Origin of the sequence: Pantoea sp. GM_Pan_4, assembly GCF_026541005.1 — a bacterium.
GTDB lineage: Bacteria > Pseudomonadota > Gammaproteobacteria > Enterobacterales > Enterobacteriaceae > Pantoea > Pantoea dispersa.
The window spans coordinates 125,145-147,977 of the sequence record NZ_JALNUZ010000001.1 but is presented as its reverse complement, the minus strand read 5'-3'; the positions used below and the strand labels follow the sequence as shown (position 1 = coordinate 147,977).

Sequence of the window (22,833 nt, the reverse complement as noted above, 5' to 3'; positions counted from 1 at the left end):
AGTTTAACTTCCTTAGGAGAGTATTATGGCCGTTACTAATGTTGCCGAGCTTAACGCACTGGTAGAACGTGTTAAAAAGGCACAGCGCGAATACGCCAATTTTAGTCAGGAACAAGTTGATACCATTTTCCGTGCGGCCGCCCTCGCCGCTGCCGATGCCCGTATCCCTCTCGCCAAAATGGCCGTTGCCGAATCCGGCATGGGTATCGTTGAAGATAAAGTCATCAAAAACCACTTCGCTTCCGAATATATCTATAACGCTTACAAAGACGAAAAAACCTGTGGCGTGCTGGACACCGATGATACCTTTGGCACCATCACCATCGCTGAGCCGATTGGCCTGATTTGTGGCATCGTGCCCACCACCAACCCGACCTCTACCGCCATCTTCAAGGCCCTGATTAGCCTGAAAACCCGTAACGGTATCATCTTCTCTCCTCATCCACGTGCCAAAGACGCCACCAATAAAGCGGCTGACATCGTACTGCAGGCTGCTATCGCGGCCGGCGCGCCAAAAGACATTATTGGCTGGATTGATGCGCCATCGGTTGAGCTCTCTAACCAGCTGATGCATCACCCGGATATCAACCTGATTCTCGCCACCGGTGGTCCGGGCATGGTGAAAGCGGCTTACAGCTCCGGCAAACCAGCGATTGGTGTGGGCGCGGGTAACACCCCGGTAGTAATTGACGAAACGGCCGATATCAAACGCGCGGTTGCCTCGATCCTGATGTCAAAAACCTTCGACAACGGCGTGATTTGCGCGTCTGAACAGTCAGTGATTGTGGTGGATTCTGTCTATGATGCCGTGCGTGAGCGCTTCGCCAGCCACGGTGGCTACCTGCTGCAGGGCAAAGAGCTGAAAGCGGTGCAGGATATCATCCTGAAAAATGGCGCGCTGAACGCGGCGATTGTCGGTCAGCCGGCTTACAAAATTGCTGAACTGGCAGGGATTAGCGTGCCGGTGAGCACCAAAATTCTGATTGGTGAAGTGAAACTGGTGGATGAGTCTGAGCCATTCGCCCATGAGAAGCTCTCGCCAACGCTGGCCATGTACCGCGCGAAAGATTATTACGATGCGGTGGATAAAGCAGAAAAACTGGTGGCAATGGGCGGTATCGGCCACACCTCCTGTCTTTACACCGACCAGGATAACCAGCGCGAGCGCGTTAACTTCTTCGGCGACAAAATGAAAACCGCGCGCATCCTGATCAACACCCCGGCTTCACAGGGCGGGATCGGTGACCTGTATAACTTCAAGCTGGCCCCTTCACTCACGCTGGGCTGCGGTTCATGGGGTGGTAACTCTATCTCTGAAAACGTGGGTCCAAAACACCTGATCAACAAGAAAACCGTGGCCAAGCGAGCTGAAAATATGTTGTGGCATAAACTTCCGAAGTCTATCTACTTCCGCCGCGGTTCACTGCCAATTGCGCTGGAAGAAGTGGCGACTGACGGTGCAAAACGCGCCTTTATCGTCACCGACCGCTTCCTGTTCAACAACGGTTATGCTGACCAGGTCACCCGCGTGCTGAAATCACACGGAATCGAAACCGAAGTGTTCTTTGAAGTAGAAGCAGACCCAACGCTGAGCATCGTGCGTAAAGGTGCCGAGCAGATGAACAGCTTCAAACCTGACGTGATCATCGCTCTGGGCGGGGGTTCACCGATGGATGCGGCCAAGATTATGTGGGTAATGTACGAGCATCCGGAAACCCACTTTGAAGAACTGGCGCTGCGCTTTATGGACATCCGTAAACGTATCTACAAGTTCCCGAAAATGGGTGTCAAAGCGCGCATGGTGGCCATCACCACCACTTCCGGTACCGGTTCAGAAGTTACGCCGTTTGCGGTAGTCACCGACGATGCCACCGGCCAGAAATATCCGCTGGCAGACTATGCCCTGACGCCGGATATGGCGATTGTCGATGCCAACCTGGTAATGGAGATGCCGCGTTCGCTGTGCGCCTTTGGGGGTCTGGATGCCGTCACCCATGCGCTGGAAGCCTACGTATCGGTACTGGCCAACGAATACTCTGACGGTCAGGCGCTGCAGGCACTGAAGCTGCTGAAAGAGAATTTACCTGCCAGCTACCGTGACGGCGCGAAAAATCCTGTGGCGCGTGAGCGTGTTCACAATGCGGCGACCATTGCCGGTATCGCTTTTGCCAACGCCTTCCTCGGCGTGTGTCACTCCATGGCGCATAAACTGGGCTCTGAGTTCCACATTCCACACGGTCTGGCCAACGCCCTGCTGATTTGTAACGTGATTCGCTACAACGCGAATGACAATCCAACCAAGCAGACTGCCTTCAGCCAGTACGACCGTCCGCAGGCACGCCGCCGCTATGCGGAGATTGCTGACCATCTCGGTCTGAGCGCTGCCGGTGACCGTACCGCGCAGAAAATTGAAAAACTGCTGGCATGGCTGGAAGAGATGAAAACTCAGCTGGGTATCCCAACTTCTATCCGCGAAGCGGGCGTGCAGGAAGCTGACTTCCTGGCGAAAGTCGACAAGCTGGCGGATGATGCGTTCGATGACCAGTGTACCGGTGCTAACCCACGCTATCCGCTGATTGCCGAACTGAAACAAATCATGCTGGCTACTTTCTATGGCCGTGAGTTCTCAGAAGCAGATAACAGTGTTGCCGCTGAGGGTGAAGCTAAAGCCGTAAAGAGTGAGAAGAAAACCAAGAAGGCCTGATTGGCCTGATACAAAAAAACCCGCTGCGGCGGGTTTTTTTATGCTGCGGCTATTCAGGCGTGAGGCAGTTGTGAACCGTAAATGGCGTTTAGCGAGCCGTCATTAATCGCCTGTTTATAGTGCTTGCGGCACACAGAGATATAGCGCTCATTACCACCGATCACCACCTGCTCCCCTTCGCTGAACGGTTTACCCTGCGCATCCAGCCGTAACACCATGCTGGCTTTGCGTCCACAGTGACACACGGTTTTCAATTCCACCAGCTTATCGGCCCAGGCCAGTAAATACTGACTGCCGGTAAATAACTCACCGCGAAAGTCGGTACGCAGACCATAACACAGCACCGGTATATCCAGATTATCTACCACGTCCGACAGGCCTTTCACCTGCTCCCGCGTCAGAAACTGGCTCTCATCCACCAGTACACAGTGAACCGTCTGCTTCGCGTGCTGTTCCGCTATTTCACTTTCCAGGTTGGTCTGCGCGTTATATAAAAAAGCCGGAGACGAAAGACCAATACGCGAGCTGACTTTTCCGGCGCCGAAGCGGTCGTCAATTTCCGCGGTATACACCAGCGTACGCATACCGCGCTCGTGGTAATTGTAGGAAGACTGCAGCAGTGCGGTGGATTTTCCCGCGTTCATCGCTGAGTAATAAAAATAGAGTTGCGCCATAAAATGTCTCTTGTCACTGCCCGAAACTGTTGCGCGTGAGTCTATCATAAAGCTGCTGCACTGTTGCGATGCATTATTTTTATCAACTGCTCAAATTAACGCCATCGTCATAGATCAGCAGCATCCTTATCAACATTTCGCACGTTATGTCAAAGCCGTGATCATGCAGCAATTTTATTCAGCATTATTAGCGCTGATGCGCGGGCGAAAGGCGCACAGTGGTATTTATCCCTGCAAAACCTGTGCTATCAAATCTATAAAAAGAATAATAAATAGCGCCTTAAAAAGCTTAACAACATTAACTTTACGTTTTGCTTTTTAATCTGGCTATTGCAGTTATTTTTCACCGCCACTATTATGAGGCGGCAGAACAACTCCATTTATTATATTTTGAGATTAGGACAATGAGCGAAGCACTTAAAATTCTTAATAATATCCGTACATTGCGCGCGCAGGCTCGGGAATGCTCTCTGGAAACACTGGAAGAGATGCTGGAAAAACTTGAGGTTGTGGTAAATGAACGTCGTGAAGAAGAATCTCTTGCCCAGGCGGAAAATGCCGAGCGCAGCCGTAAGCTGGAACAATATCGTGAAATGCTGATGGCAGACGGTATTGATCCAAACGAATTGCTGCAGGCATTAGCTGAAACCAAAGCGCCAGGTAAAGCCAAACGCGCGGCACGTCCGGCGAAGTATGGTTACGTCGACGAGAACGGTGAGAACCGTACCTGGACCGGCCAGGGACGTACGCCAGCCGTGATTAAAAAAGCGATTGAAGAACAAGGTAAACAACTGGACGATTTCCTGCTGTAAGGAACCAGTGCTTCGCAGCATGCCAGCCCTGGCGCTGTGCTCTGTTTTACACCGGGTAAGAAAAAAGGAAGCCGCTGGCTTCCTTTTTTTTATCGCGACTTATTGCTGATAGAAGTCGCGGTACCAGTCAACAAAACGCTGCACGCCCTGCTCTACGCTGGTCTGCGGGCGGAAATTTATCGCGTCATACAGCGGCTGCGTGTCTGCGCTGGTGCCTAATACATCGCCGGGCTGCATCGGCAGCATATTTTTCTTCGCCTCAATCCCCAGCGCTTTTTCCAGCGACTCAATGTAAGTCATCAGGCTGGTAGGCTGACTATTGCCAATATTGTACACACGATACGGCGCCGAACTGGTGGCAGGTGAGCCGTTTTCCACCGTCCAGTTTTCATCTGCCTGCGGAATCACGTCCTGCAAACGCACAATCGCTTCGGCAATATCATCAATATAGGTGAAGTCACGTGTCATCTGGCCGCGGTTATACACATCAATCGCGTCACCGGCCAGCATCGCGCAGGTGAACTTAAACAGCGCCATATCCGGACGGCCCCACGGACCATAAACGGTAAAGAAGCGCAATCCGGTGGTAGGTAATTGGTAAAGGTGTGAATAGGTATGCGACATTAATTCGTTGGCTTTTTTCGTCGCAGCATAAAGTGATACCGGATGATCAACGGAATCATCCGTGGAGAACGGCATTTTACGGTTCAGGCCATAAACCGAACTCGATGAAGCATACAGCAGGTGGCCAATCTTATGATGACGGCAACCTTCCAGAATATTTAAGTGACCAATCAGGTTGGCATCAGCGTAGGCGTGCGGATTCTCAATGGAATAGCGAACACCCGCCTGTGCACCTAAATGGATCACACGCGCAAAAGCATGCTGTTCAAACAGGGAAGAAATGGCCTGGCGATCTGCCAGGTCCATTTTAAGAAAAGTAAACGCGGGATGTGCGGTAATCTGGTCGAGGCGCGCCTGTTTCAGGCTGACATCGTAGTAATCATTCAGGTTATCGATACCAACAACCTGGTGACCGGCAGCCAGCAAACGCTGACTAACGTGAAAACCAATAAATCCTGCCGCGCCGGTGACCAGAAAATTCATACATCCCTCATTTATTACACAATTTGAATAGACGCTCCGCGGCCGATTGCATAATAAACGAAACCGCGTTTGCTGATACGCTCCGGATCATACAGGTTACGACCATCAAAAATCACGGGTTGTTTTAACGAGGATTTAATCACGTCGAAATCCGGAGCACGGAAGTTCTGCCACTCGGTGCAGATCACCAGACCATCGGCGCCCTGCAGCGCAGCTTCTTTAGTGCCGCACAGCTTCAGATCGTCACGATGGCCGTAGATGCGCTGAGCTTCTTCCATCGCTTCCGGATCAAACGCCTGCACCGTTGCGCCCGCCTGCCACAGTGCTTCCATCAGCACGCGGCTTGAGGCTTCACGCATGTCGTCGGTGTTCGGTTTGAACGCCAGACCCCACAGCGCAAACGTCTTGCCACGCAGATCGTCGCCAAAGTGACGTTTAATAAACGTCGGCAGCTTGTTCTTCTGCGAATCGTTGACGTCTTCTACCGCCTGCAACAGGCGCGGGGTGTAGCCGATTGACTCTGCAGTGCGAATCAGCGCCTGCACGTCTTTCGGGAAGCAGGAACCGCCGTAACCACAGCCCGGATAAATAAAGTGATAACCGATGCGTGAATCAGAACCGATGCCCTGACGTACTTTTTCCACGTCAGCACCCAGGCGTTCCGCAAGGTTGGAAATCTCGTTCATGAAGCTGATTTTGGTCGCCAGCATGCAGTTAGCTGCATATTTGGTCAGCTCTGCACTGCGGATATCCATCAGAATCATGCGATCGTGATTACGGTTAAACGGCTCGTACAGTTCACGCAGCAGTTCGACCACTTCATCATTGTCAGTGCCCACCACGATACGTTCCGGACGCATGCAATCGTTAACTGCGGCGCCCTCTTTCAGGAACTCCGGGTTGGAGACCACATCGAACGCAATATTGGCATCACGCTGCTTCAGCGTTTCGCTCATCACCGCGCGCACGCGGTCAGCGGTGCCTACCGGTACGGTAGATTTGTCGATGACGACTTTGTGATCGTTCATGTGCTGCGCGATAGTACGCGCAACCGCAGTCACATATTTCAGGTCGGCAGAGCCATCCTCATCCGGCGGCGTGCCCACAGCAATAAACTGCATTACGCCATGGTTTACGCCCTCTTCTGCGTTGGTGCTGAATTTCAGGCGCCCCGCTTCATAGTTCGACATAACCAGCGGCGTCAGGCCCGGTTCAAAAATTGGGATGATGCCCTTTTTCAGGTTTTCGACTTTCTTTTCGTCGACATCAATACAGAGAACGTCATGTCCGACTTCGGCCAACACCGCAGCCTGAACCAGACCGACATAGCCGATACCAAATACAGTGACTTTCATTGAATTATCCTGTGCTTAATGAATTACTTTTTGTTGCCTGCAACGCCGTCGAGCCACTGAGCGAAATCTTTGCCCAGCACCGGATGACGCACGCCATACTCAACAAAAGCTTGCATATAACCCAGTTTGTTACCGCAGTCGTGGCTCACGCCGGTCAGGTGGTAAGCTTCTACGGTCTCTTTTTCCATCAGCATGGCGATGGAGTCGGTCAGCTGTACTTCGCCGCCAGCACCCGGAGGGGTTTTCGCCAGCAGAGGCCAGATGTCCGCAGACAGCACGTAACGACCGACTACCGCCAGGTTAGATGGCGCTTCCGAGGCTTTTGGCTTCTCAACCACGCCCACCATTGGTGCGCTCTGGCCCGGTGCCAGCTCTGCGCCCTGGCAGTCAACCACGCCGTAAGCGGTGACATCGGCAACTGGCTCAACCATGATCTGGCTGCGACCGCTCTCTTCGAAGCGCGTCAGCATTTCTGCCAGGTTATCTTTGGTTGGGTTAGATTCGTACTCATCAATGATCACGTCTGGCAGAATCACCGCGACTGGCTCATCACCAACCAGCGGATGAGCACACATCACGGCGTGACCGAGGCCCTTGGCGATACCCTGACGTACCTGCATGATGGTGACGTGTGGCGGGCAGATTGACTGGATTTCATCCAGCAGCTGACGCTTCACGCGTTTTTCCAGCATCGCTTCCAGTTCGAAACTGGTATCAAAATGGTTTTCGATGGAGTTTTTAGAGGAGTGCGTAACCAGCACGATCTCATTAATACCCGCAGCAATACACTCGTTCACGACATACTGGATCAACGGCTTATCGACCAGCGGTAACATCTCTTTTGGAATAGCTTTGGTGGCAGGCAGCATACGCGTACCCAGACCTGCAACCGGGATTACCGCTTTTTTTACTTTAGACTTATAGGCAGACATCAAATACCTCTCTTAATAGGCCGTTCAAGTTAATACTTGATATGTCGGTTTAAAAAACGAAATGAGTATATCAGTTAGTGTCAGACGGATTTATCCTGGATGGAGTTAATCCGCGGAATTTAAGACTATTACCCAAGTGTAAAGCTAAGCTTTGGCCCTGTCTTTAACCCGCGGAAAATATAAATCTGAGTGGCTATTCTTCGGACGATAACATCAGGCGAAGCCGGCCGCCGGCTCCCCAGACGTGACATTGCCAGGCATCGGCGCGCTGGCTGATTTGATTAAGATGGGTGCTGCCCATAGTGCCAAGCGGCACGCCGTTACTGAGCTGGATTTGCTGAGTATTGATGTGCAGTGTGGCATTCAGGCCGGCTGAAACCAGAATCAGATTTTTCAACTGACGATGGTAGTAGCCCACCAGCAGCGGGAACTGACCGTTCAGGTTGGCCTGACGCAACAGCATATTCACCTGGCGTAGCAGACCATTGAGTTCCGGCAGACGCTGCTTTTGCCCGGACAGTTGCTCCTGCAATAAACCGTTAAACAGTGCTCTGAGCAATAATGCAGCCAGCACGCCGTTGTCGCCGGCACGCGTCACGTCCAGGCAATAAAACGCCAGATCTTTGTCCGACAGCGCGGCAATATCCAGCACCAGCCCCGGCTGTTCCGCCATGGTGAGTTGACGGTAGTTTATGCGGCAGCTGGCGATGGTTTGCTGGACTGGCGGTTGCAGTTGTTTGAGCAGCTTGGCGGCAGCGAGCGGATCGCGCACCAGGGCATCCCAGTCCTGAAACAGCTGTTCATCTTCTTCCACTTTCGAGGTGAACATCGAAGGATAGAGGCACTCAAACACCGCTTCACGGAAACGTTCCAGGTTTTTTAGCGGCTTGAGCAGCACGTCCTGCACGCCAAGGCGCAGCACGTGGGCGATGTCGGCCATGTTCTGCGTGGCGGAGATGATCAGGATGGGCACGCTATTACCGCGTGTACGAATTCGCTCGACAAACTCAATACCGCCCATGCGCGGCATTTCCAGATCGCAAATGACCAGGTCCACCGACTGCGCGGCGAGTAAATTCAGGCCGTCGAGTCCGTCGCCCGCTTCGAACGTGCTGGCTCCGAGGCCAGTTAACAATGTGTCCAGCAATGAACGGAAAACGACCTCATCTTCGACAATGAGTATCTTTTTGCCGATTAGCGGTTTTTCCATTCTCTCCCCCTGCGTACCAGATATTTCAATAGTGGTTCATAAAACGCCGTTGCGCCTTTCAGAATTGGCTGAAGTCACAACCCCCGTGAATGAACAACTGATTATCTGCTACGGACCAGCGGTAATAGTTCATCCATTTTTTTCTCCACGGCGGCCTTGCCTGCCGCAATGGCCTCTTCAGCCCGATGAAAGTCCAGCGTTGAAATCTGCGGACAAAAAGGCTGAATCAGCACATCCGGCGGATCGCCTGCCATACGATTACGTTTCAGGCGATTTTCCAAAACCTGGATTGACGTAGACATAATTTCCATCGCGCCTGGAGACTGGCTGGCGCGCCGATGGGTCAACCCCATCAGACGCTGGCGCAGTTTTTTGCCCCAGCTCAGTGCTTCTGCCGCTGCCGCCTCTTCACCGCTCTGCGGCGTGACCGACAGCAGATCCTGCTGCATCAGGTGCGCATCATGTTGCAGGTCAACGGCAATCACAATGTCAGCGCCCAGCGCGCGGGTCAGCGAAATCGGCACCGGATTGACCACCGCACCATCCACCAGCCAATAACCATTGTAGCCAACCGGAGGCAATAAGCCTGGCATACTACACGAAGCACGCACCGCCTGGTGCAAATCCCCTTCGGTCAGCCACAGCTCGCGTCCGGTGCTGAGGTTGGTTGCCACCACACCAAAGCGCTTATCCGCGTCTTCGATGAGCTCGTTAGGGATCAGCTGACGGATATGGCTAAACACCCGGTCACCGCGCAGCAGGCCGCCACGCTGCCAGGAGAGATCCATCAGACGGATAACATCCCAGTAGCGAAACGCGCTGACCCACTTCTCCATCAACGCCAGACGGCCGTTGACGTAGGCAGAACCCACCAGTGCGCCGACGGAACAGCCGGCGACGACATCCACCTCAATACCGGCGCGCTCCAGCGCGTTGATGACACCAATATGCGCCCAGCCTTTGGCAGCGCCCGATCCCAGGGCCAGCCCAATCCTGACTTTTCTCATCTCACCTCGTGATCAACCTGATGCGTAGCTTCACGCTGGCCAGTCGGCTAACATAGCGCACACTTTCATTAACTTTAATCACTCTCAGGAGATGATGTGTCCGAAAAGTGCCCCTGCTGCAGCGGAGAGCAGTATAGCCTATGTTGTCAGCCCTTTCTGAACGGGCAACAAACGCCACAGCGCGCTGAACAGTTAATGCGCTCGCGTTACAGCGCTTACGTTAAGCAAAACGCCGCCTGGCTGGTGGAAACCTGGCATCCCAGCCAGCGCGTGGCCGGACTGGAGACGCTATTATCCGAAAGTTTCGCCACCACAGAATGGCTTGGCCTGAATGTAACCCGTTGTAATCACGGAAGCCATGAGAATGAAGCCTTCGTGACTTTTTTTGCGCGTTATCTCGAAAAAGGTCGTACCTGCAGCCTGTATGAATGTTCACGCTTTCTTCGCGAGGATCAACGCTGGTACTATGTCGACGGAACAACGCCGGAGTTAGGGCGTAACGATCGCTGTCCTTGTGGCTCCGATAAAAAATACAAAAAATGTTGTGGCTAATGTGGACAGATGCCCAACAGCTTCACCATTCATCGCTTTGACAGGACTCTGATCGAGATGCAAGCGCAAACCATGCAACGAAAAGTTTTACGGACCATTTGCCCCGATGCCAAAGGTCTGATCGCCAAGATCACCAACATTTGCTACAAGCACGAACTGAACATTGTGCAGAACAATGAGTTCGTCGATCACCGTACCGGGCGCTTTTTCATGCGCACAGAGCTGGAAGGCATTTTCAACGACAACACGCTGCTGGCTGACCTCGACAGCGCGCTGCCGACCGGTTCGGTACGTGAGCTGCACAGCGCCGGACGTCGCCGCGTGGTGATTCTGGTCACCAAAGAGGCGCATTGCCTGGGCGACCTGCTGATGAAGAGCGCCTTTGGTGGTCTGGACATGGAAATCGCCGCCGTCATTGGTAACCATGAAACGCTGCGTTCGCTGGTCGAGCGTTTTGACATCCCTTTTGTGCTGGTCAGCCATGAAGGCCTGACGCGCGAAGAGCACGATAACCGCATGGCAGATGAGATCGATCGCTATCAGCCGGATTACGTGGTGCTGGCGAAATACATGCGCGTGCTGACGCCGGCGTTTGTGCAGCGTTATCCCAACCAGATCATCAATATTCACCACTCGTTCCTGCCAGCTTTCATTGGCGCACGCCCTTATCATCAGGCCTATGAGCGCGGCGTGAAGATCATCGGTGCCACAGCGCACTACGTGAACGACAACCTGGATGAAGGCCCGATCATCATGCAGGACGTGATTAACGTCGATCACAGCTATACCGCTGAAGAGATGATGCGTGCCGGACGCGACGTGGAAAAGAATGTACTGAGCCGCGCGCTGTATAAAGTGCTGGGCCAGCGCGTGTTTGTTTACGGCAACCGCACGATCATTCTTTAACCACTGCGGCGCTGATTTGCGCAACTCTTCAGCGCCACGCGTAAAAAGTGGGCAAACGATTGAGTTTTTTACTGCGGGCGCTTTACAGACTGAACGCATTTGGTATGATGCGCCCCGCTTTCAGGCATAAAGATTCAGGCCAGTGGCGGGATTCCCGAGCGGCCAAAGGGAGCAGACTGTAAATCTGCCGTCATCGACTTCGAAGGTTCGAATCCTTCTCCCGCCACCATCTGAATCCATTCTGTGCCTGAATCTTCTGAGCTTCATATCCCTGGCGGGATTCCCGAGCGGCCAAAGGGAGCAGACTGTAAATCTGCCGTCATCGACTTCGAAGGTTCGAATCCTTCTCCCGCCACCATTTCATGCTGCACATCTCCTCCAGCCGATAGAAAAACCAATAAATAACATCCGGAGCAGGATGAGAAGCTTCGACCGAAGGTTCGGGTCGAACGCAGTGAGACAACGCGCGCAGCGCGGCCCGCAGGGTGAGCCGCTTGCGGCGAATAATCCTTCTCCCGCCACCCTTTCATGCTGCACTTTTCACCAGACCGACATCTGAATTTACGCGATGCCAGGCCGGCATCAATGGCGCCCCTGCAGTGGTACGGCCTGAAATGTTACCCATGTGACCGGTTTATATTCTCATCGTCCCAGTTGTCACCCGGATTGTAGGGTGCGCATTAATGCGCACCTGGATATTCACATCAACGCCCCCAGCTGAACGGCATCGCCTGCCTCAGCCCGCTCTCCTGCGTCTCCCACGACAAATCACCTGCGTTCTGCCTCTTACTCTTATCGGCACGCTCTTATGACGCAAGCCATGACTTTTGCCGCAAACCTGGTTACCATCGCCGCAACCTTTTGCGACGAAAAATGGCAGCGAAATGAAATTTGTCTCTTTTAACATCAACGGCTTGCGCGCACGCCCTCATCAGCTGGCGGCGCTGGTTGAACAGCATCAACCGGATGTCATTGGCCTGCAGGAAACCAAAGTGCACGATGATATGTTCCCGCTGGAAGAGGTCAGCAAGCTCGGTTACAACGTGTTTTATCACGGCCAGAAAGGCCATTACGGCGTGGCGCTGCTGACCAAAACGCAGCCGGTGGCAGTTCGACGCGGTTTTCCCGATGACGGTGAAGATTCCCAGCGACGTCTGATCATGGCAGAAATTCCCAGCCCGATTGGCGATATCACCGTCATCAACGGTTACTTCCCGCAGGGGGAAAGCCGTGACCATCCCATCAAGTTCCCGGCCAAAGAGAAGTTTTATCGCGACCTGCAAAGCTATCTTGAGCAGCAACTGGCGGCCGACAAGCCGGTGCTGATCATGGGCGATATGAACATCAGCAGTACCGACCTGGACATTGGTATTGGTGAAGAGAACCGCAAGCGCTGGCTGCGCACCGGCAAATGCTCTTTCCTGCCGGAAGAGCGCGAGTGGATGGACCGTTTGCTGCAGTGGGGACTGGTTGATACGTGGCGTGAGAAAAACCCGGAAACCGCCGATCGCTTCTCGTGGTTCGACTATCGCTCAAAAGGATTTGATGACAACCGCGGTCTGCGCATCGATCTTCTGCTGGCCAGCCCACCGCTGGCGTCGCGCTGCATCGATAGCGGCATCGACTACGCTATTCGCAGTATGGACAAACCGTCCGATCACGCGCCGGTGTGGTCCAGTTTCAAGCTGTAACTGAACAGCGTGGCGCCTGCGCGCCACGCCCGCTTACTTAATGATTTTCCAAATCAGCGGATTGGTGCCCAGTACTTTTTCGTCACGCGCACACTGCAGCAGTACACCTTCCGCTTTCACCACAGCGCCTTCGGAGTAGCTGCGGTTTTCATAGATACAGCACTGCAGGCAGTTGTTCTGCTGGCGATTCTGCCCCTGCGTCCACACTTCCGGCGGCATATCCACCACCACATCGGTATTGCCCATTCGCGCGGGCTCCGGCTGGCGATTAGCCAGCGCGGCATGGCTGCACAGCAGCAGCCCACTCAGCAACAGCGTTGCGTAACGCATTATTCCGTCTCCTTCGTTTTGCGCCGGGGCGTTTTGCCTTTACTGCGCGTCTTCGCTCCGGTCGCGGCTAATCCACGAAAAGCCTGCAGCGACGGCCTCTGGCGCGCTTCACCAATCAAACCAATTAAGGTACTGACCAGCGGCTGCATAAACTCATCATAGCGACAGGCTTTTTCACTGATGCGGGTAAGCGTTGACTCCCAGTGCGCCGTCATATCCGGCCGCGCGGCCATCTCAGGTAACGCATGAATCAGTGCCCTGCCCGCCTCGGTTGAGTGAATATAGCGACCTTTTTTCACCAGAAATGTACGGCGGAACAGCAATTCTATGATGCCGGCACGCGTCGCTTCCGTTCCTAAACCATCGGTCGCACGCAGCACTTTCTTTAATTCTTTATCCTGCACAAAGCGGGCAATACCGGTCATGGCCGACAGCAGTGTGGCGTCGGTGAACGGCCGCGGCGGCTGAGTCTGCTTCGCCAGTACCTCACCACGCTCACACAACAGCTCATCGCCTTTACTCACCACCGGTAGCGGCGTGCCATCATTCTCTTCATCGCGCTCTTTACTGCCCAGCAGCGCACGCCAGCCGGCTTCGGCAAGAAAACGTGCTTTGGCAACGAACTTGCCACCGCCGATATCGAGGTCGATGACGCATTTGCGAAATACCGCGTCGGGACAAAACTGCATCAGATACTGGCGCGCAATCAGACCGTAAATATTGGCTTCATTGTCGCTCAGGTTCACCTTGCTGGCGCGCGCCGTAGGAACGATGGCATGGTGCGCATCCACTTTTTTATCGTCCCAGCAGCGATTTTTCTGATCCGCATTGAAATCCGCTGGCAGCGACACGTCCGGCTGATGCGCCTGAATGGCGTTCAGCACCGCATGACGTCCGGCAAAATGTTCATCCGGCAGATAGCGGCTGTCCGAACGCGGATACGTAATCAGCTTATGGGTTTCATACAAACGCTGACAGCAGTCCAGTACCGTCTGGGCACTCAGGCCAAAACGCTTCGCCGCCTCGATTTGCAGGCTGGAGAGGGAAAACGGCAGCGGCGCCGTTTCTGACTCCCGCTTATCGTTGTAGCCGGTAACCCACGCCGGTTTGCCGTTGATACGTTCAAGCACGTGGTCAGCGAGAGGACGATGCAGCAAACGGCCCTCGTCATCCTGCCACGGTTCACAGGCATCACTGGGGATCCAGCTGGCAACGAAGCGCTCCTCTTTCGGGGTGACGATGTGCGCCTTCACTTCGAAGTAATCCTTCGGCACAAAGTTTTCGATCTCTTCATCGCGCCTCACCACCAGCCCCAGCACCGGCGTCTGAACGCGTCCCACCGAGAGCACGCCGTCGTAACCGGCGTTGCGGCCCAGCAGCGTCCAGGCGCGTGTCATGTTGATGCCATACAGCCAGTCAGCGCGCGCCCGGGCCAGCGCCGAGACGCACAGCGGAATGAATTCACGGTTCTCGCGCAAACGGCTCACTGCGCGCTCGACCGCCGCAGGGTTGAGGTCGTTAATCAGGCAGCGCTGCACCTGCTGGCGCTTTTCAGCCGGCAGCTGCAGATAATCGAGCACTTCGTCGACCAGCAGTTGTCCTTCGCGATCCGGATCACCGGCGTGCACCACCACGCTGGCCTGCTGCAGTAAGCCCTCGATCACTTTGAGCTGCTTCGCCACCGACGGGCGCGGCTGCAGGCGCCATTTGTCCGGGATGATGGGTAAATCCGCCAGATTCCAGCGCGCATAGCGGCTGTCATAGCTGTCAGGCTGCGCCTGTTCCAGCAGATGCCCGACACACCAGGTTACAACCTGATCATTACCACAGGCAATATAGCCGTCGCCACGTCGATGCGGTTTGGGTAGCACATCGGCGATGGCGCGTGCCAGACTGGGTTTTTCAGCAATAAACAAACGCATGAATGGCGTCGTTCCTTTACGTCAGGTGACTACAGTAATCAGTGGATGGGCGCGGTCGGCCGACAGCAGTGTGCCAATCGCCGTGGCCTCAACGCCAGCCTGCGCGGCGCACGCGCGAAACGCCGCCACAGCGTCAGGCTGTACCGCCACCAGCAGCCCGCCGGAAGTTTGCGGATCGCACAGCAGTGCGCGCGTGGCCTCATCCATGGCAGAAATGTGCTCGCCGTAGCTGGCGAAGTTGCGGCTGGTGCCGCCCGGCACCGCGCCGGCCGCAATGTACTGGTCCACGCCGGGCAGACGCGGTACCTGTGCGGCCTGCACGTGTGCGCGCAGGCCGGAGCCCAGACAGATTTCACTCAGGTGCCCCAGCAGACCAAAGCCGGTGACATCGGTCATGGCGCTGACGCCGGGCAGTTTAGCAAATTCCGCCCCTGCGCTATTGAGCTGGCACATCACCTGCGCCGCCAGCGTCTGATGCTCCGCACGCAGCAGCCCTTTTTTCTCTGCGGTAGTCAGAATACCGATGCCGAGCGGTTTGGTGAGGAACAGCTCGCAGCCCGCCTGCGCAGCGCTGTTCTTTTTCACGTGCGCTACATCAACGATGCCGGTAACGGCAAGGCCAAAAATCGGCTCCGGCGCATCGATTGAGTGGCCCCCCGCCAGCGCGATGCCAGCCGCCTGGCAGGCCGCGCGACCGCCTTCAATCACCTGCTGTGCCACTTTCGCGTCCAGCACATTAACCGGCCAGCCGAGAATAGCGATGGCCATGATCGGTTTGCCGCCCATGGCGTAAATATCACTGATGGCGTTAGTGGCCGCGATACGGCCAAAGGTGTGCGGATCGTCAACGATGGGCATAAAGAAGTCAGTGGTGCTGACCACCGCCGTGCCGTTACCAAGATCGTAGACGGCAGCATCGTCACGGGTTTCATTGCCGACCAGCAGTTGCGGATCGTGAAAGGCAGCCAGTTCGCTGTGCAGAATGGTCTCGAGCACCTGAGGTGAAATTTTACAGCCGCAGCCAGCGCCGTGGCTGTATTGCGTCAAACGAAGCGGTTCGCTCATGGCGGGTTCCTTGTGCGCTGAACAGAGAGGGCTATGTTAGCCTGGCTGCCCGCTGCTGGTAAGCGCTGTCGCCGCTAAGCGCGATCTTTCGCACAGCGACTGTGCAATCAGAGTCGTTGCATGCACCTTGCCGCAGAAACCCGCTGCTGTCTGTCAGAAATAACTGACAAACGCCTCGCTGTCGGGCGCGACCACGGTGGTATTGGCTTTCAGCTGCGGCGTACCGAGGTAGAGGAAACCCACAATTGCATCCTGCTCGCGGCAGCCAAAGGCGGCGCGTACCTGCGGATGATCGGTCCATGGCCCGCTGCGCCAGATGCCGTTAAAGCCCTGCGCGACGGCCGCCATTTGCATCGCCATCACCGCGCAGCCCGCGGACACGACCTGCTCCCAGCGCGGCACTTTGGCGGAAGCTTCGCAGTGCGCGACAACGGTAATGATCATCGGCGCGCGGAACGGTGACATCCGGGCCTTCTCAATGGCTTTGTCATCCAGCTGGCTGTCGCGTGCGGCCTGCTCCAGCAGATGACTAAAGCGTTCGCGCCCCTCATTTTCAATAATGATGAAGCGCCACGGCTGCAGCGTGCCGTGATCCGGTGCGCGCATACCCGCATGCAGAATATTCTGCAGCACCTCACCGGCCGGTGCCGGCTCGGTCAGACGCGACGCTGAACGACGGTTTACCAGTAATTCCAGTGCATCCATCTTGATTCTCCCGTGATTAACAAAGCGTGGGCTAATCCTGGCACAGCGCGATCTTTTGTAACAGTCTGGCGCGATTTCCTGCTGACTTTTCGCACGCTGCTCTTTAGGATGAACCCGACATCGGGGCAGACCGCATACCGGCTGCCCTGGCTACGTGAATATGGAGAGTTTATGCGCACATTGTGGCGAATTATTGCTGGCCTGTTCCGCTGGAGCTGGCGGGTGCTGAATTTTATCCGGGAATTTATCCTGAATCTGTTCCTGATTGTGTTAATTCTGGCCGGCGTCGGTATCTGGCTGCAGCTATCCAGCGCCAGCAGCAGTGAACCAGTGCAGCAGGGTGCGCTGAAAGTCGATCTGAGCGGCGTGCTGGTGGACAAACCGTCGGTCAGCAATCGTCTGAGCCGTATCAGCCGCCAGCTGCTGGGTGCCAGCAGCGATCGTTTGCAGGAAAACTCGTTGTTTGATGTGGTCGATGCCATTCGTCAGGCAAAGAGCGATAAAAATATCACCGGCATGGTGCTGGATCTGCGCGATTTTGCCGGCGGCGATCAGCCTTCGCTGCAGTACGTGGGTAAGGCGCTGCGCGAATTCCGCGACGCGGGCAAACCCATTTTTGCCCTCGGCGACAGCTATAGCCAGGCGCAATACTATCTCGCCAGCTACGCCACGAAGGTGTATCTGTCGCCGCAGGGCACGGTGGATCTGCACGGTTTCGCCACCAACGGCCTGTATTACAAATCTCTGCTGGATAAGCTGAAAGTCAGCTCACACGTGTTCCGTGTCGGCACCTATAAGTCCGCAGTTGAACCTTTCCTGCGTGATGATATGTCGCCGGAAGCGCGCGATGCTGACGGCCGCTGGGTCGGCCAGCTGTGGCAGAACTACCTCAACACGGTGTCCGCCAACCGGCAAATCACGCCGCAGCAGCTGTTCCCGGGGGCGGCGGGCATCATTAGCGGTCTGCAGGCCGTTCAGGGCGATACCGCTAAATATGCCCTGGATAACAAACTGGTGGATGTGCTGGATTCGCGCGCTGCCGCCGATCGCGAGCTGGTGAAAACCTTTGGCTGGGATAAAGCCAGCAACGACTACCGCAACGTCAGCATCTATGACTACAACGTCAAACAACCGACGCAGCAGGATGGCAACATTGCGGTGATTCTCGCCAGTGGTGCCATCATGGACGGCGAAGAGAGCGCCGGCAACGTCGGTGGCGACACCACCGCTGCGCAAATCCGTGACGCCCGCCTCGACGACAAAATCAAAGCCATTGTGCTGCGCGTCAACAGCCCGGGCGGCAGCGTAACGGCCTCTGAGGCCATCCGTGAAGAGCTGGCGGCGGCGCACGATGCCGGTAAGCCGGTGGTGGTGTCGATGGGCGGCATGGCGGCATCGGGCGGCTACTGGATCTCCACGCCGGCCGACTACATCGTCGCTGCGCCGAGCACCCTGACCGGGTCGATCGGCATCTTTGGCGTGATCAATACGGTGGAGAACAGCCTGAGCAGCATCGGCGTGCACAGCGATGGCGTTGCCACCTCGCCGCTGGCGGATGTGTCGACCACCAAAGCGCTGCCGACTGAAGTGCAGCAGCTGATGCAGCTGACCATTGAAAACGGTTATCGCAACTTTGTCGGTCTGGTCGCGGCGTCACGCCATAAAACGCCACAGCAGATTGATGCCATTGCGCAGGGTCACGTCTGGACCGGTAGCGATGCTAAAGCCAATGGGCTGGTGGATGCGCTGGGCGACTTCGACGATGCGGTGGCCAAAGCCGCCGAGCTGGCGAAGGTCGCGAAACCTGAACTGAGCTGGTATCAGGACGATCCGGGGATGATCGACCTGCTGCTGAACCAGATGAACGCGTCAGTGCAGGCCGTACTGCCGGCCGCGCTGAAAGTGTGGCTGCCGGCACCGGTCAGCGAAGTGATGGGCGCGCTGCAGGCGCAGCCGGGCCTGATGAATAATCTCAACGATCCGCAAAACCGTTACGCGTTCTGCCTGACCTGCGGCAACGTACGCTAATCTTTACAGCCCGGCCGCTGGTCGGGCTGCTTTTCCCCGCTAATCCCCTTATACTGCGCGTTTTACGGCAAGTCTGAGTCCATTCATGCAAAAGAAAAATATCTATGTAGCCTACACGGGCGGGACCATCGGTATGCAACGCTCCGCGCAGGGTTACATTCCGGTCTCTGGCCATCTGCAGCAGCAGCTGGCGATGATGCCAGAGTTTCACCGTCCGGAAATGCCGGATTTCACCATCCACGAATACCATCCGCTGATTGACTCCTCGGATATGACGCCGCAGGACTGGCAGTCAATCGCTGACGACATCCAGCTGAACTACGATCGCTATGACGGTTTCGTCATTCTGCATGGCACCGATACCATGGCGTTCACCGCGTCGGCGCTGTCGTTCATGCTGGAGAACCTGGCCAAGCCGGTGATCGTCACCGGGTCGCAGATCCCGCTGGCCGAGCTGCGCTCAGACGGTCAGCAGAACCTGCTGAACTCGCTATACGTCGCGGCCAACTATCCGATTAATGAAGTGGCGCTGTTCTTCAACAACACGCTGTTCCGCGGTAACCGCACCACCAAAGCCCACGCCGACGGTTTTAATGCGTTTGCGTCACCGAACCTGTCGCCGCTGCTGGAAGCGGGCATCCATATTCGCCGTCTCAATACGCCGCCAGCACCGCGCGGCAGCGGTGAGCTGATCGTCCATCCGATCACTCCTCAGCCGATTGGCGTGGTGACCATTTATCCTGGCATCTCTGCCGACGTGGTACGCAATTTCCTGCGTCAGCCGGTGAAGGCGCTGATTCTGCGCTCTTACGGTGTGGGCAACGCGCCACAAAACGCCGAGTTTCTTGCCGAACTGCAGCAGGCCAGCGAGCGCGGCATTGTGGTGGTGAACCTGACGCAGTGCATGTCCGGTAAGGTCAATATGGGCGGTTATGCCACCGGCAACGCACTGGAACACGCCGGCGTGATCAGTGGTTTTGATCTGACCGTCGAGGCCACCCTGACTAAACTGCACTTTTTGTTAAGCCAGAACCTCACCAGCGCTGAAATTCGTGCCAAAATGCAGCAGAATTTACGTGGCGAACTGACCGAAGACTGATACGGAGCAAAATCCCATGAAGCGGGCATTGATAATCATCGATATTCAGAACGATTTTTGCCCCGGCGGCCCGATGGCCGTGCGTGAAGGTGACCAGACGGTTGCCGTTGCTAATCGCTATGCACGCGAATTCCGCGCGCGCGGTGAATGCGTGGTGGCGTTGCAGGACTGGCATCCGGCCAATCACGGCAGCTTTGCCTCGGTCTCTGGCGAGCCGGTGTATACCCTCGGTGAACTGAATGGTCTGGCGCAGATCTGGTGGCCGGATCACGGCGTGCAGCACTCACAGGGCGCGGATTTCCATCCGGATCTCGATCGCAGTCTGATTGATGCGGTGTTCCATAAAGGCGGCGATGTGGATGTGGATAGCTACAGCGCCTTTTTCGATAACGGGCACCGCCGCAAAACCGAGCTCGACAGCTGGCTGCGCGAGCGCGGCATTACTCACCTGGTGATGCTCGGCCTGGCGACCGATTATTGCGTTAAGTACAGCGTGCTGGATGCGCTGGAACTGGGATATCACGTTGAGGTGGTGCAGGAAGGCTGCCGTGGCGTCAATCTCAATCCGGACGACAGCGAGATCGCGATCGCGCAGATGCAGGCGCAGGGTGCGGTCATTATCTGAAAATCAGGGCTGGAACTCTCCAGCCCTGCAGCCGGTCAATGCAGGTTGATGCGCGTCACGTCGGACTCGATTCCCCACTCTTCCTTCAGCTGTTTTTTCGACTTCATCACCATCTCACCGCCTTTACCAATGGTCATGTGCTGCGGTTCGTCGTTATGGCGCGCCTGCCACAGCATCACCAGCTGCAGGCAGTTATCTTTCTGATCCTGCGTCAGCGCCACGCCGTCTGGCCACTTGCCGGTTTCCACCGCGCTGGCGAGGCGATCGTAGACTTCCGGCGTCATCGCCGCCAGCATTGCTTCCAGTTCCTGCTTCATGCTCAGCCCTCGTGCTGATTGCCCTGCTCGTCGGTAAAGTTCAGCGACGCTGAGTTGACACAATAGCGCTCACCGGTTGGCTGCGGGCCATCCGGGAAGACGTGGCCCAGATGGGCGTCGCAGTTACCGCAGCGGATTTCGACGCGGTGCATACCGTGCGAGTCATCTTCCAGATAGCGGATAGCTTCATCGTTATACGGCTGGTAAAAGCTCGGCCAGCCGCAGCCGGAGTCATACTTGGTTTCGGAGAGAAACAGCGGTGCGTTGCAGACCAGGCAGTGATAGATGCCCTCCTGCTTGTTGTGCAACAGCGCGCCGGTGAAAGGCGGTTCGGTTCCACGATGCTGAGTGACGTAGCGCTGCATTTCCGACAGCTGGGCAATTTTTGCCTCGGGTGCGGTGTCTTTAGCCATTTTGAGTTCCGGAGTGTCATTCTGTAAAAATCGTCTAGTATTCTAACAAACGAACAACATCTTCCGGGTCTTTTTTCGTGCGGATGCTTTTGCCCCGACCAGCACTGCGCAATTTTGTGATGACGATCACTCTTTGCAACAGTCATCCCTTTTTAGTCTGCATTCGGCGTAAGATAGGTGCGCAATAAGGGCGCTGCGCAAGCGTTTGCGCACCCAATTATTCCTGGCGCTGGAATTGACCTGTCGCAACAATTGACACGATTCCGCTTGACGCCTGGTAAGGTTTTTGTAATTTTACAGCCAACCTTTTATTCACTAACAAATAGCTGGTGGAATATATGACTATCAAAGTAGGTATCAACGGTTTTGGCCGTATCGGTCGCATCGTTTTCCGTGCTGCTCAGCAGCGTTCTGACATCGAAATCGTCGCGATCAACGACCTGCTCGACGCCGATTACATGGCTTACATGCTGAAGTATGACTCTACACACGGTCGTTTCGACGGCACCGTAGAAGTGAAAGATGGCGCGCTGATCGTTAACGGTAAAAAAATCCGTGTTACCGCTGAGAAAGACCCGGCTAACCTGAAATGGGACGAAGTGGGCGTTGACGTTGTTGCTGAAGCAACCGGTATCTTCCTGACCGACGAAACCGCACGTAAACACATCACTGCCGGCGCGAAGAAAGTGGTTCTGACTGGTCCGTCTAAAGATGACACCCCAATGTTCGTTCGTGGTGCCAACTTCGACAAATATGCCGGCCAGGACATCGTGTCTAACGCTTCCTGCACCACCAACTGCCTGGCACCGCTGGCTAAAGTGATCAACGACAAGTTCGGTATCGTTGAAGGTCTGATGACCACTGTTCACGCCACCACCGCCACCCAGAAAACCGTTGATGGCCCGTCTCACAAAGACTGGCGCGGCGGCCGCGGTGCAGCGCAGAACATCATCCCATCTTCTACTGGCGCAGCGAAAGCAGTAGGCAAAGTTCTGCCAGAGCTGAACGGTAAACTGACCGGTATGGCGTTCCGCGTACCAACGCCAAACGTGTCTGTGGTTGACCTGACCGTTCGTCTGGAAAAACCAGCGTCTTATAAAGACATCTGTGCAGCCATCAAAGCCGCTGCTGAAGGTGACATGAAAGACGTGCTGGGCTACATCGAAGACGACGTGGTTTCTACCGACTTCAACGGCGAAACGCTGACTTCCGTGTTCGACGCGAAAGCCGGTATCGCTCTGAACGACAACTTTGTGAAACTGGTTTCCTGGTACGATAACGAAACCGGTTACTCCAACAAGGTTCTGGATCTGATTGCACTGGTTGCTGCTAAGTAAGCTAACCAGCTAAACAGACAAGGGGTGACTTCGGTCGCCCCT

22 protein-coding genes, 2 tRNA genes and 1 other RNA gene are annotated in these 22,833 nt (G+C 55.5%); 13 read left to right on the top strand and 12 right to left on the bottom strand.

Annotated elements, in window-relative coordinates; all coding sequences use genetic code 11:
• The first annotated feature begins 25 nt into the window (after positions 1 to 25).
• Positions 26 to 2,704, top strand: a complete 2,679-nt coding sequence (gene adhE / locus OXR61_RS00770; RefSeq protein ID WP_021510081.1) for a bifunctional acetaldehyde-CoA/alcohol dehydrogenase — start codon at positions 26 to 28, stop codon at positions 2,702 to 2,704.
• Positions 2,705 to 2,757: 53 nt separating this feature from the next.
• On the opposite strand, the gene tdk is transcribed toward adhE, so the two are convergent.
• Positions 2,758 to 3,378, bottom strand: coding sequence for a thymidine kinase (tdk, locus tag OXR61_RS00765; RefSeq protein ID WP_021510080.1), 621 nt, complete (start codon positions 3,376 to 3,378; stop codon positions 2,758 to 2,760).
• Positions 3,379 to 3,388: 10 nt separating this feature from the next.
• On the opposite strand from tdk, the gene OXR61_RS00760 reads away from it, so the two are divergent.
• On the top strand, positions 3,389 to 3,700 hold the full coding sequence (locus OXR61_RS00760; RefSeq protein ID WP_132462431.1) for a hypothetical protein: 312 nt from the start codon (positions 3,389 to 3,391) through the stop codon (positions 3,698 to 3,700).
• Between the two features lie 82 nt (positions 3,701 to 3,782).
• Positions 3,783 to 4,190: a histone-like nucleoid-structuring protein H-NS gene (gene hns / locus OXR61_RS00755; protein WP_031280215.1), complete on the top strand. Its 408-nt coding sequence runs from the start codon at positions 3,783 to 3,785 to the stop codon at positions 4,188 to 4,190.
• Positions 4,191 to 4,289: 99 nt separating this feature from the next.
• Here hns and OXR61_RS00750 read toward each other — a convergent pair whose 3' ends face one another.
• From OXR61_RS00750 to rssA, 5 genes are all read right to left on the bottom strand, one after another.
• Positions 4,290 to 5,297, bottom strand: a complete 1,008-nt coding sequence (locus OXR61_RS00750; protein ID WP_021510078.1) for an NAD-dependent epimerase — start codon at positions 5,295 to 5,297, stop codon at positions 4,290 to 4,292.
• A gap of 14 nt (positions 5,298 to 5,311) precedes the next feature.
• A complete protein-coding gene (locus OXR61_RS00745; RefSeq protein ID WP_021510077.1) occupies positions 5,312 to 6,652 on the bottom strand; it encodes a UDP-glucose/GDP-mannose dehydrogenase family protein in 1,341 nt (446 codons plus the stop codon).
• A 23-nt stretch (positions 6,653 to 6,675) separates the two neighbouring features.
• Positions 6,676 to 7,584 carry a UTP--glucose-1-phosphate uridylyltransferase GalU gene (gene galU / locus OXR61_RS00740; protein ID WP_021510076.1) on the bottom strand — a complete coding sequence of 303 codons (909 nt, stop codon included), beginning with the start codon at positions 7,582 to 7,584 and terminating at the stop codon, positions 6,676 to 6,678.
• 193 nt (positions 7,585 to 7,777) lie between these two features.
• Positions 7,778 to 8,794: a two-component system response regulator RssB gene (rssB, locus tag OXR61_RS00735; RefSeq protein ID WP_021510075.1), complete on the bottom strand. Its 1,017-nt coding sequence runs from the start codon at positions 8,792 to 8,794 to the stop codon at positions 7,778 to 7,780.
• Between the two features lie 101 nt (positions 8,795 to 8,895).
• Positions 8,896 to 9,801, bottom strand: coding sequence for a patatin-like phospholipase RssA (gene rssA, locus OXR61_RS00730; protein ID WP_021510074.1), 906 nt, complete (start codon positions 9,799 to 9,801; stop codon positions 8,896 to 8,898).
• 96 nt (positions 9,802 to 9,897) lie between these two features.
• On the opposite strand from rssA, the gene OXR61_RS00725 reads away from it, so the two are divergent.
• The 6 genes from OXR61_RS00725 (at position 9,898) to xthA (ending at position 12,950) form a co-directional block, all read left to right on the top strand.
• Positions 9,898 to 10,353: a YchJ family protein gene (locus OXR61_RS00725; protein WP_040679954.1), complete on the top strand. Its 456-nt coding sequence runs from the start codon at positions 9,898 to 9,900 to the stop codon at positions 10,351 to 10,353.
• Between the two features lie 57 nt (positions 10,354 to 10,410).
• Positions 10,411 to 11,259, top strand: coding sequence for a formyltetrahydrofolate deformylase (purU, locus tag OXR61_RS00720; protein ID WP_031280214.1), 849 nt, complete (start codon positions 10,411 to 10,413; stop codon positions 11,257 to 11,259).
• 144 nt (positions 11,260 to 11,403) lie between these two features.
• Positions 11,404 to 11,488: transfer RNA gene (locus OXR61_RS00715), tRNA-Tyr, on the top strand.
• A 44-nt stretch (positions 11,489 to 11,532) separates the two neighbouring features.
• Positions 11,533 to 11,617: transfer RNA gene (locus OXR61_RS00710), tRNA-Tyr, on the top strand.
• 39 nt (positions 11,618 to 11,656) lie between these two features.
• Positions 11,657 to 11,783, top strand: a non-coding RNA gene (locus OXR61_RS00705) — RtT sRNA.
• Between the two features lie 360 nt (positions 11,784 to 12,143).
• Positions 12,144 to 12,950 carry an exodeoxyribonuclease III gene (gene xthA, locus OXR61_RS00700; protein ID WP_021510071.1) on the top strand — a complete coding sequence of 269 codons (807 nt, stop codon included), beginning with the start codon at positions 12,144 to 12,146 and terminating at the stop codon, positions 12,948 to 12,950.
• A gap of 33 nt (positions 12,951 to 12,983) precedes the next feature.
• Here xthA and OXR61_RS00695 read toward each other — a convergent pair whose 3' ends face one another.
• From OXR61_RS00695 to OXR61_RS00680, 4 genes are all read right to left on the bottom strand, one after another.
• A complete protein-coding gene (locus OXR61_RS00695) occupies positions 12,984 to 13,280 on the bottom strand; it encodes a YnjH family protein (RefSeq protein ID WP_021510070.1) in 297 nt (98 codons plus the stop codon).
• Complete coding sequence (locus OXR61_RS00690) at positions 13,280 to 15,202, bottom strand: DNA topoisomerase III (protein WP_021510069.1); 1,923 nt, start codon at positions 15,200 to 15,202, stop codon at positions 13,280 to 13,282. Before OXR61_RS00690 ends, OXR61_RS00695 begins: the two co-directional genes overlap by 1 nt.
• A gap of 21 nt (positions 15,203 to 15,223) precedes the next feature.
• Complete coding sequence (gene selD, locus OXR61_RS00685; protein WP_021510068.1) at positions 15,224 to 16,267, bottom strand: selenide, water dikinase SelD; 1,044 nt, start codon at positions 16,265 to 16,267, stop codon at positions 15,224 to 15,226.
• Between the two features lie 153 nt (positions 16,268 to 16,420).
• Complete coding sequence (locus OXR61_RS00680) at positions 16,421 to 16,972, bottom strand: NAD(P)H nitroreductase (protein ID WP_021510067.1); 552 nt, start codon at positions 16,970 to 16,972, stop codon at positions 16,421 to 16,423.
• A gap of 171 nt (positions 16,973 to 17,143) precedes the next feature.
• Here OXR61_RS00680 and sppA point away from each other — a divergent pair, with 171 nt between their 5' ends.
• From sppA to pncA, 3 genes are all read left to right on the top strand, one after another.
• Entirely contained in the window at positions 17,144 to 19,000 is a 1,857-nt protein-coding gene (gene sppA / locus OXR61_RS00675; protein WP_021510066.1) for a signal peptide peptidase SppA, read from the top strand.
• Positions 19,001 to 19,085: 85 nt separating this feature from the next.
• Positions 19,086 to 20,099 (top strand): asparaginase, encoded by a 1,014-nt coding sequence (gene ansA, locus OXR61_RS00670; RefSeq protein ID WP_058757717.1) that lies wholly within the window; start codon positions 19,086 to 19,088, stop codon positions 20,097 to 20,099.
• Between the two features lie 16 nt (positions 20,100 to 20,115).
• Positions 20,116 to 20,724 carry a bifunctional nicotinamidase/pyrazinamidase gene (gene pncA / locus OXR61_RS00665; protein ID WP_031280213.1) on the top strand — a complete coding sequence of 203 codons (609 nt, stop codon included), beginning with the start codon at positions 20,116 to 20,118 and terminating at the stop codon, positions 20,722 to 20,724.
• Between the two features lie 35 nt (positions 20,725 to 20,759).
• On the opposite strand, the gene OXR61_RS00660 is transcribed toward pncA, so the two are convergent.
• Entirely contained in the window at positions 20,760 to 21,041 is a 282-nt protein-coding gene (locus OXR61_RS00660) for a DUF1315 family protein (RefSeq protein ID WP_031280212.1), read from the bottom strand.
• 2 nt (positions 21,042 to 21,043) lie between these two features.
• A complete protein-coding gene (msrB, locus tag OXR61_RS00655) occupies positions 21,044 to 21,454 on the bottom strand; it encodes a peptide-methionine (R)-S-oxide reductase MsrB (RefSeq protein WP_021510062.1) in 411 nt (136 codons plus the stop codon).
• A 338-nt stretch (positions 21,455 to 21,792) separates the two neighbouring features.
• Here msrB and gapA point away from each other — a divergent pair, with 338 nt between their 5' ends.
• A complete protein-coding gene (gapA, locus tag OXR61_RS00650; protein WP_021510061.1) occupies positions 21,793 to 22,791 on the top strand; it encodes a glyceraldehyde-3-phosphate dehydrogenase in 999 nt (332 codons plus the stop codon).
• Positions 22,792 to 22,833 lie beyond the last annotated feature (42 nt).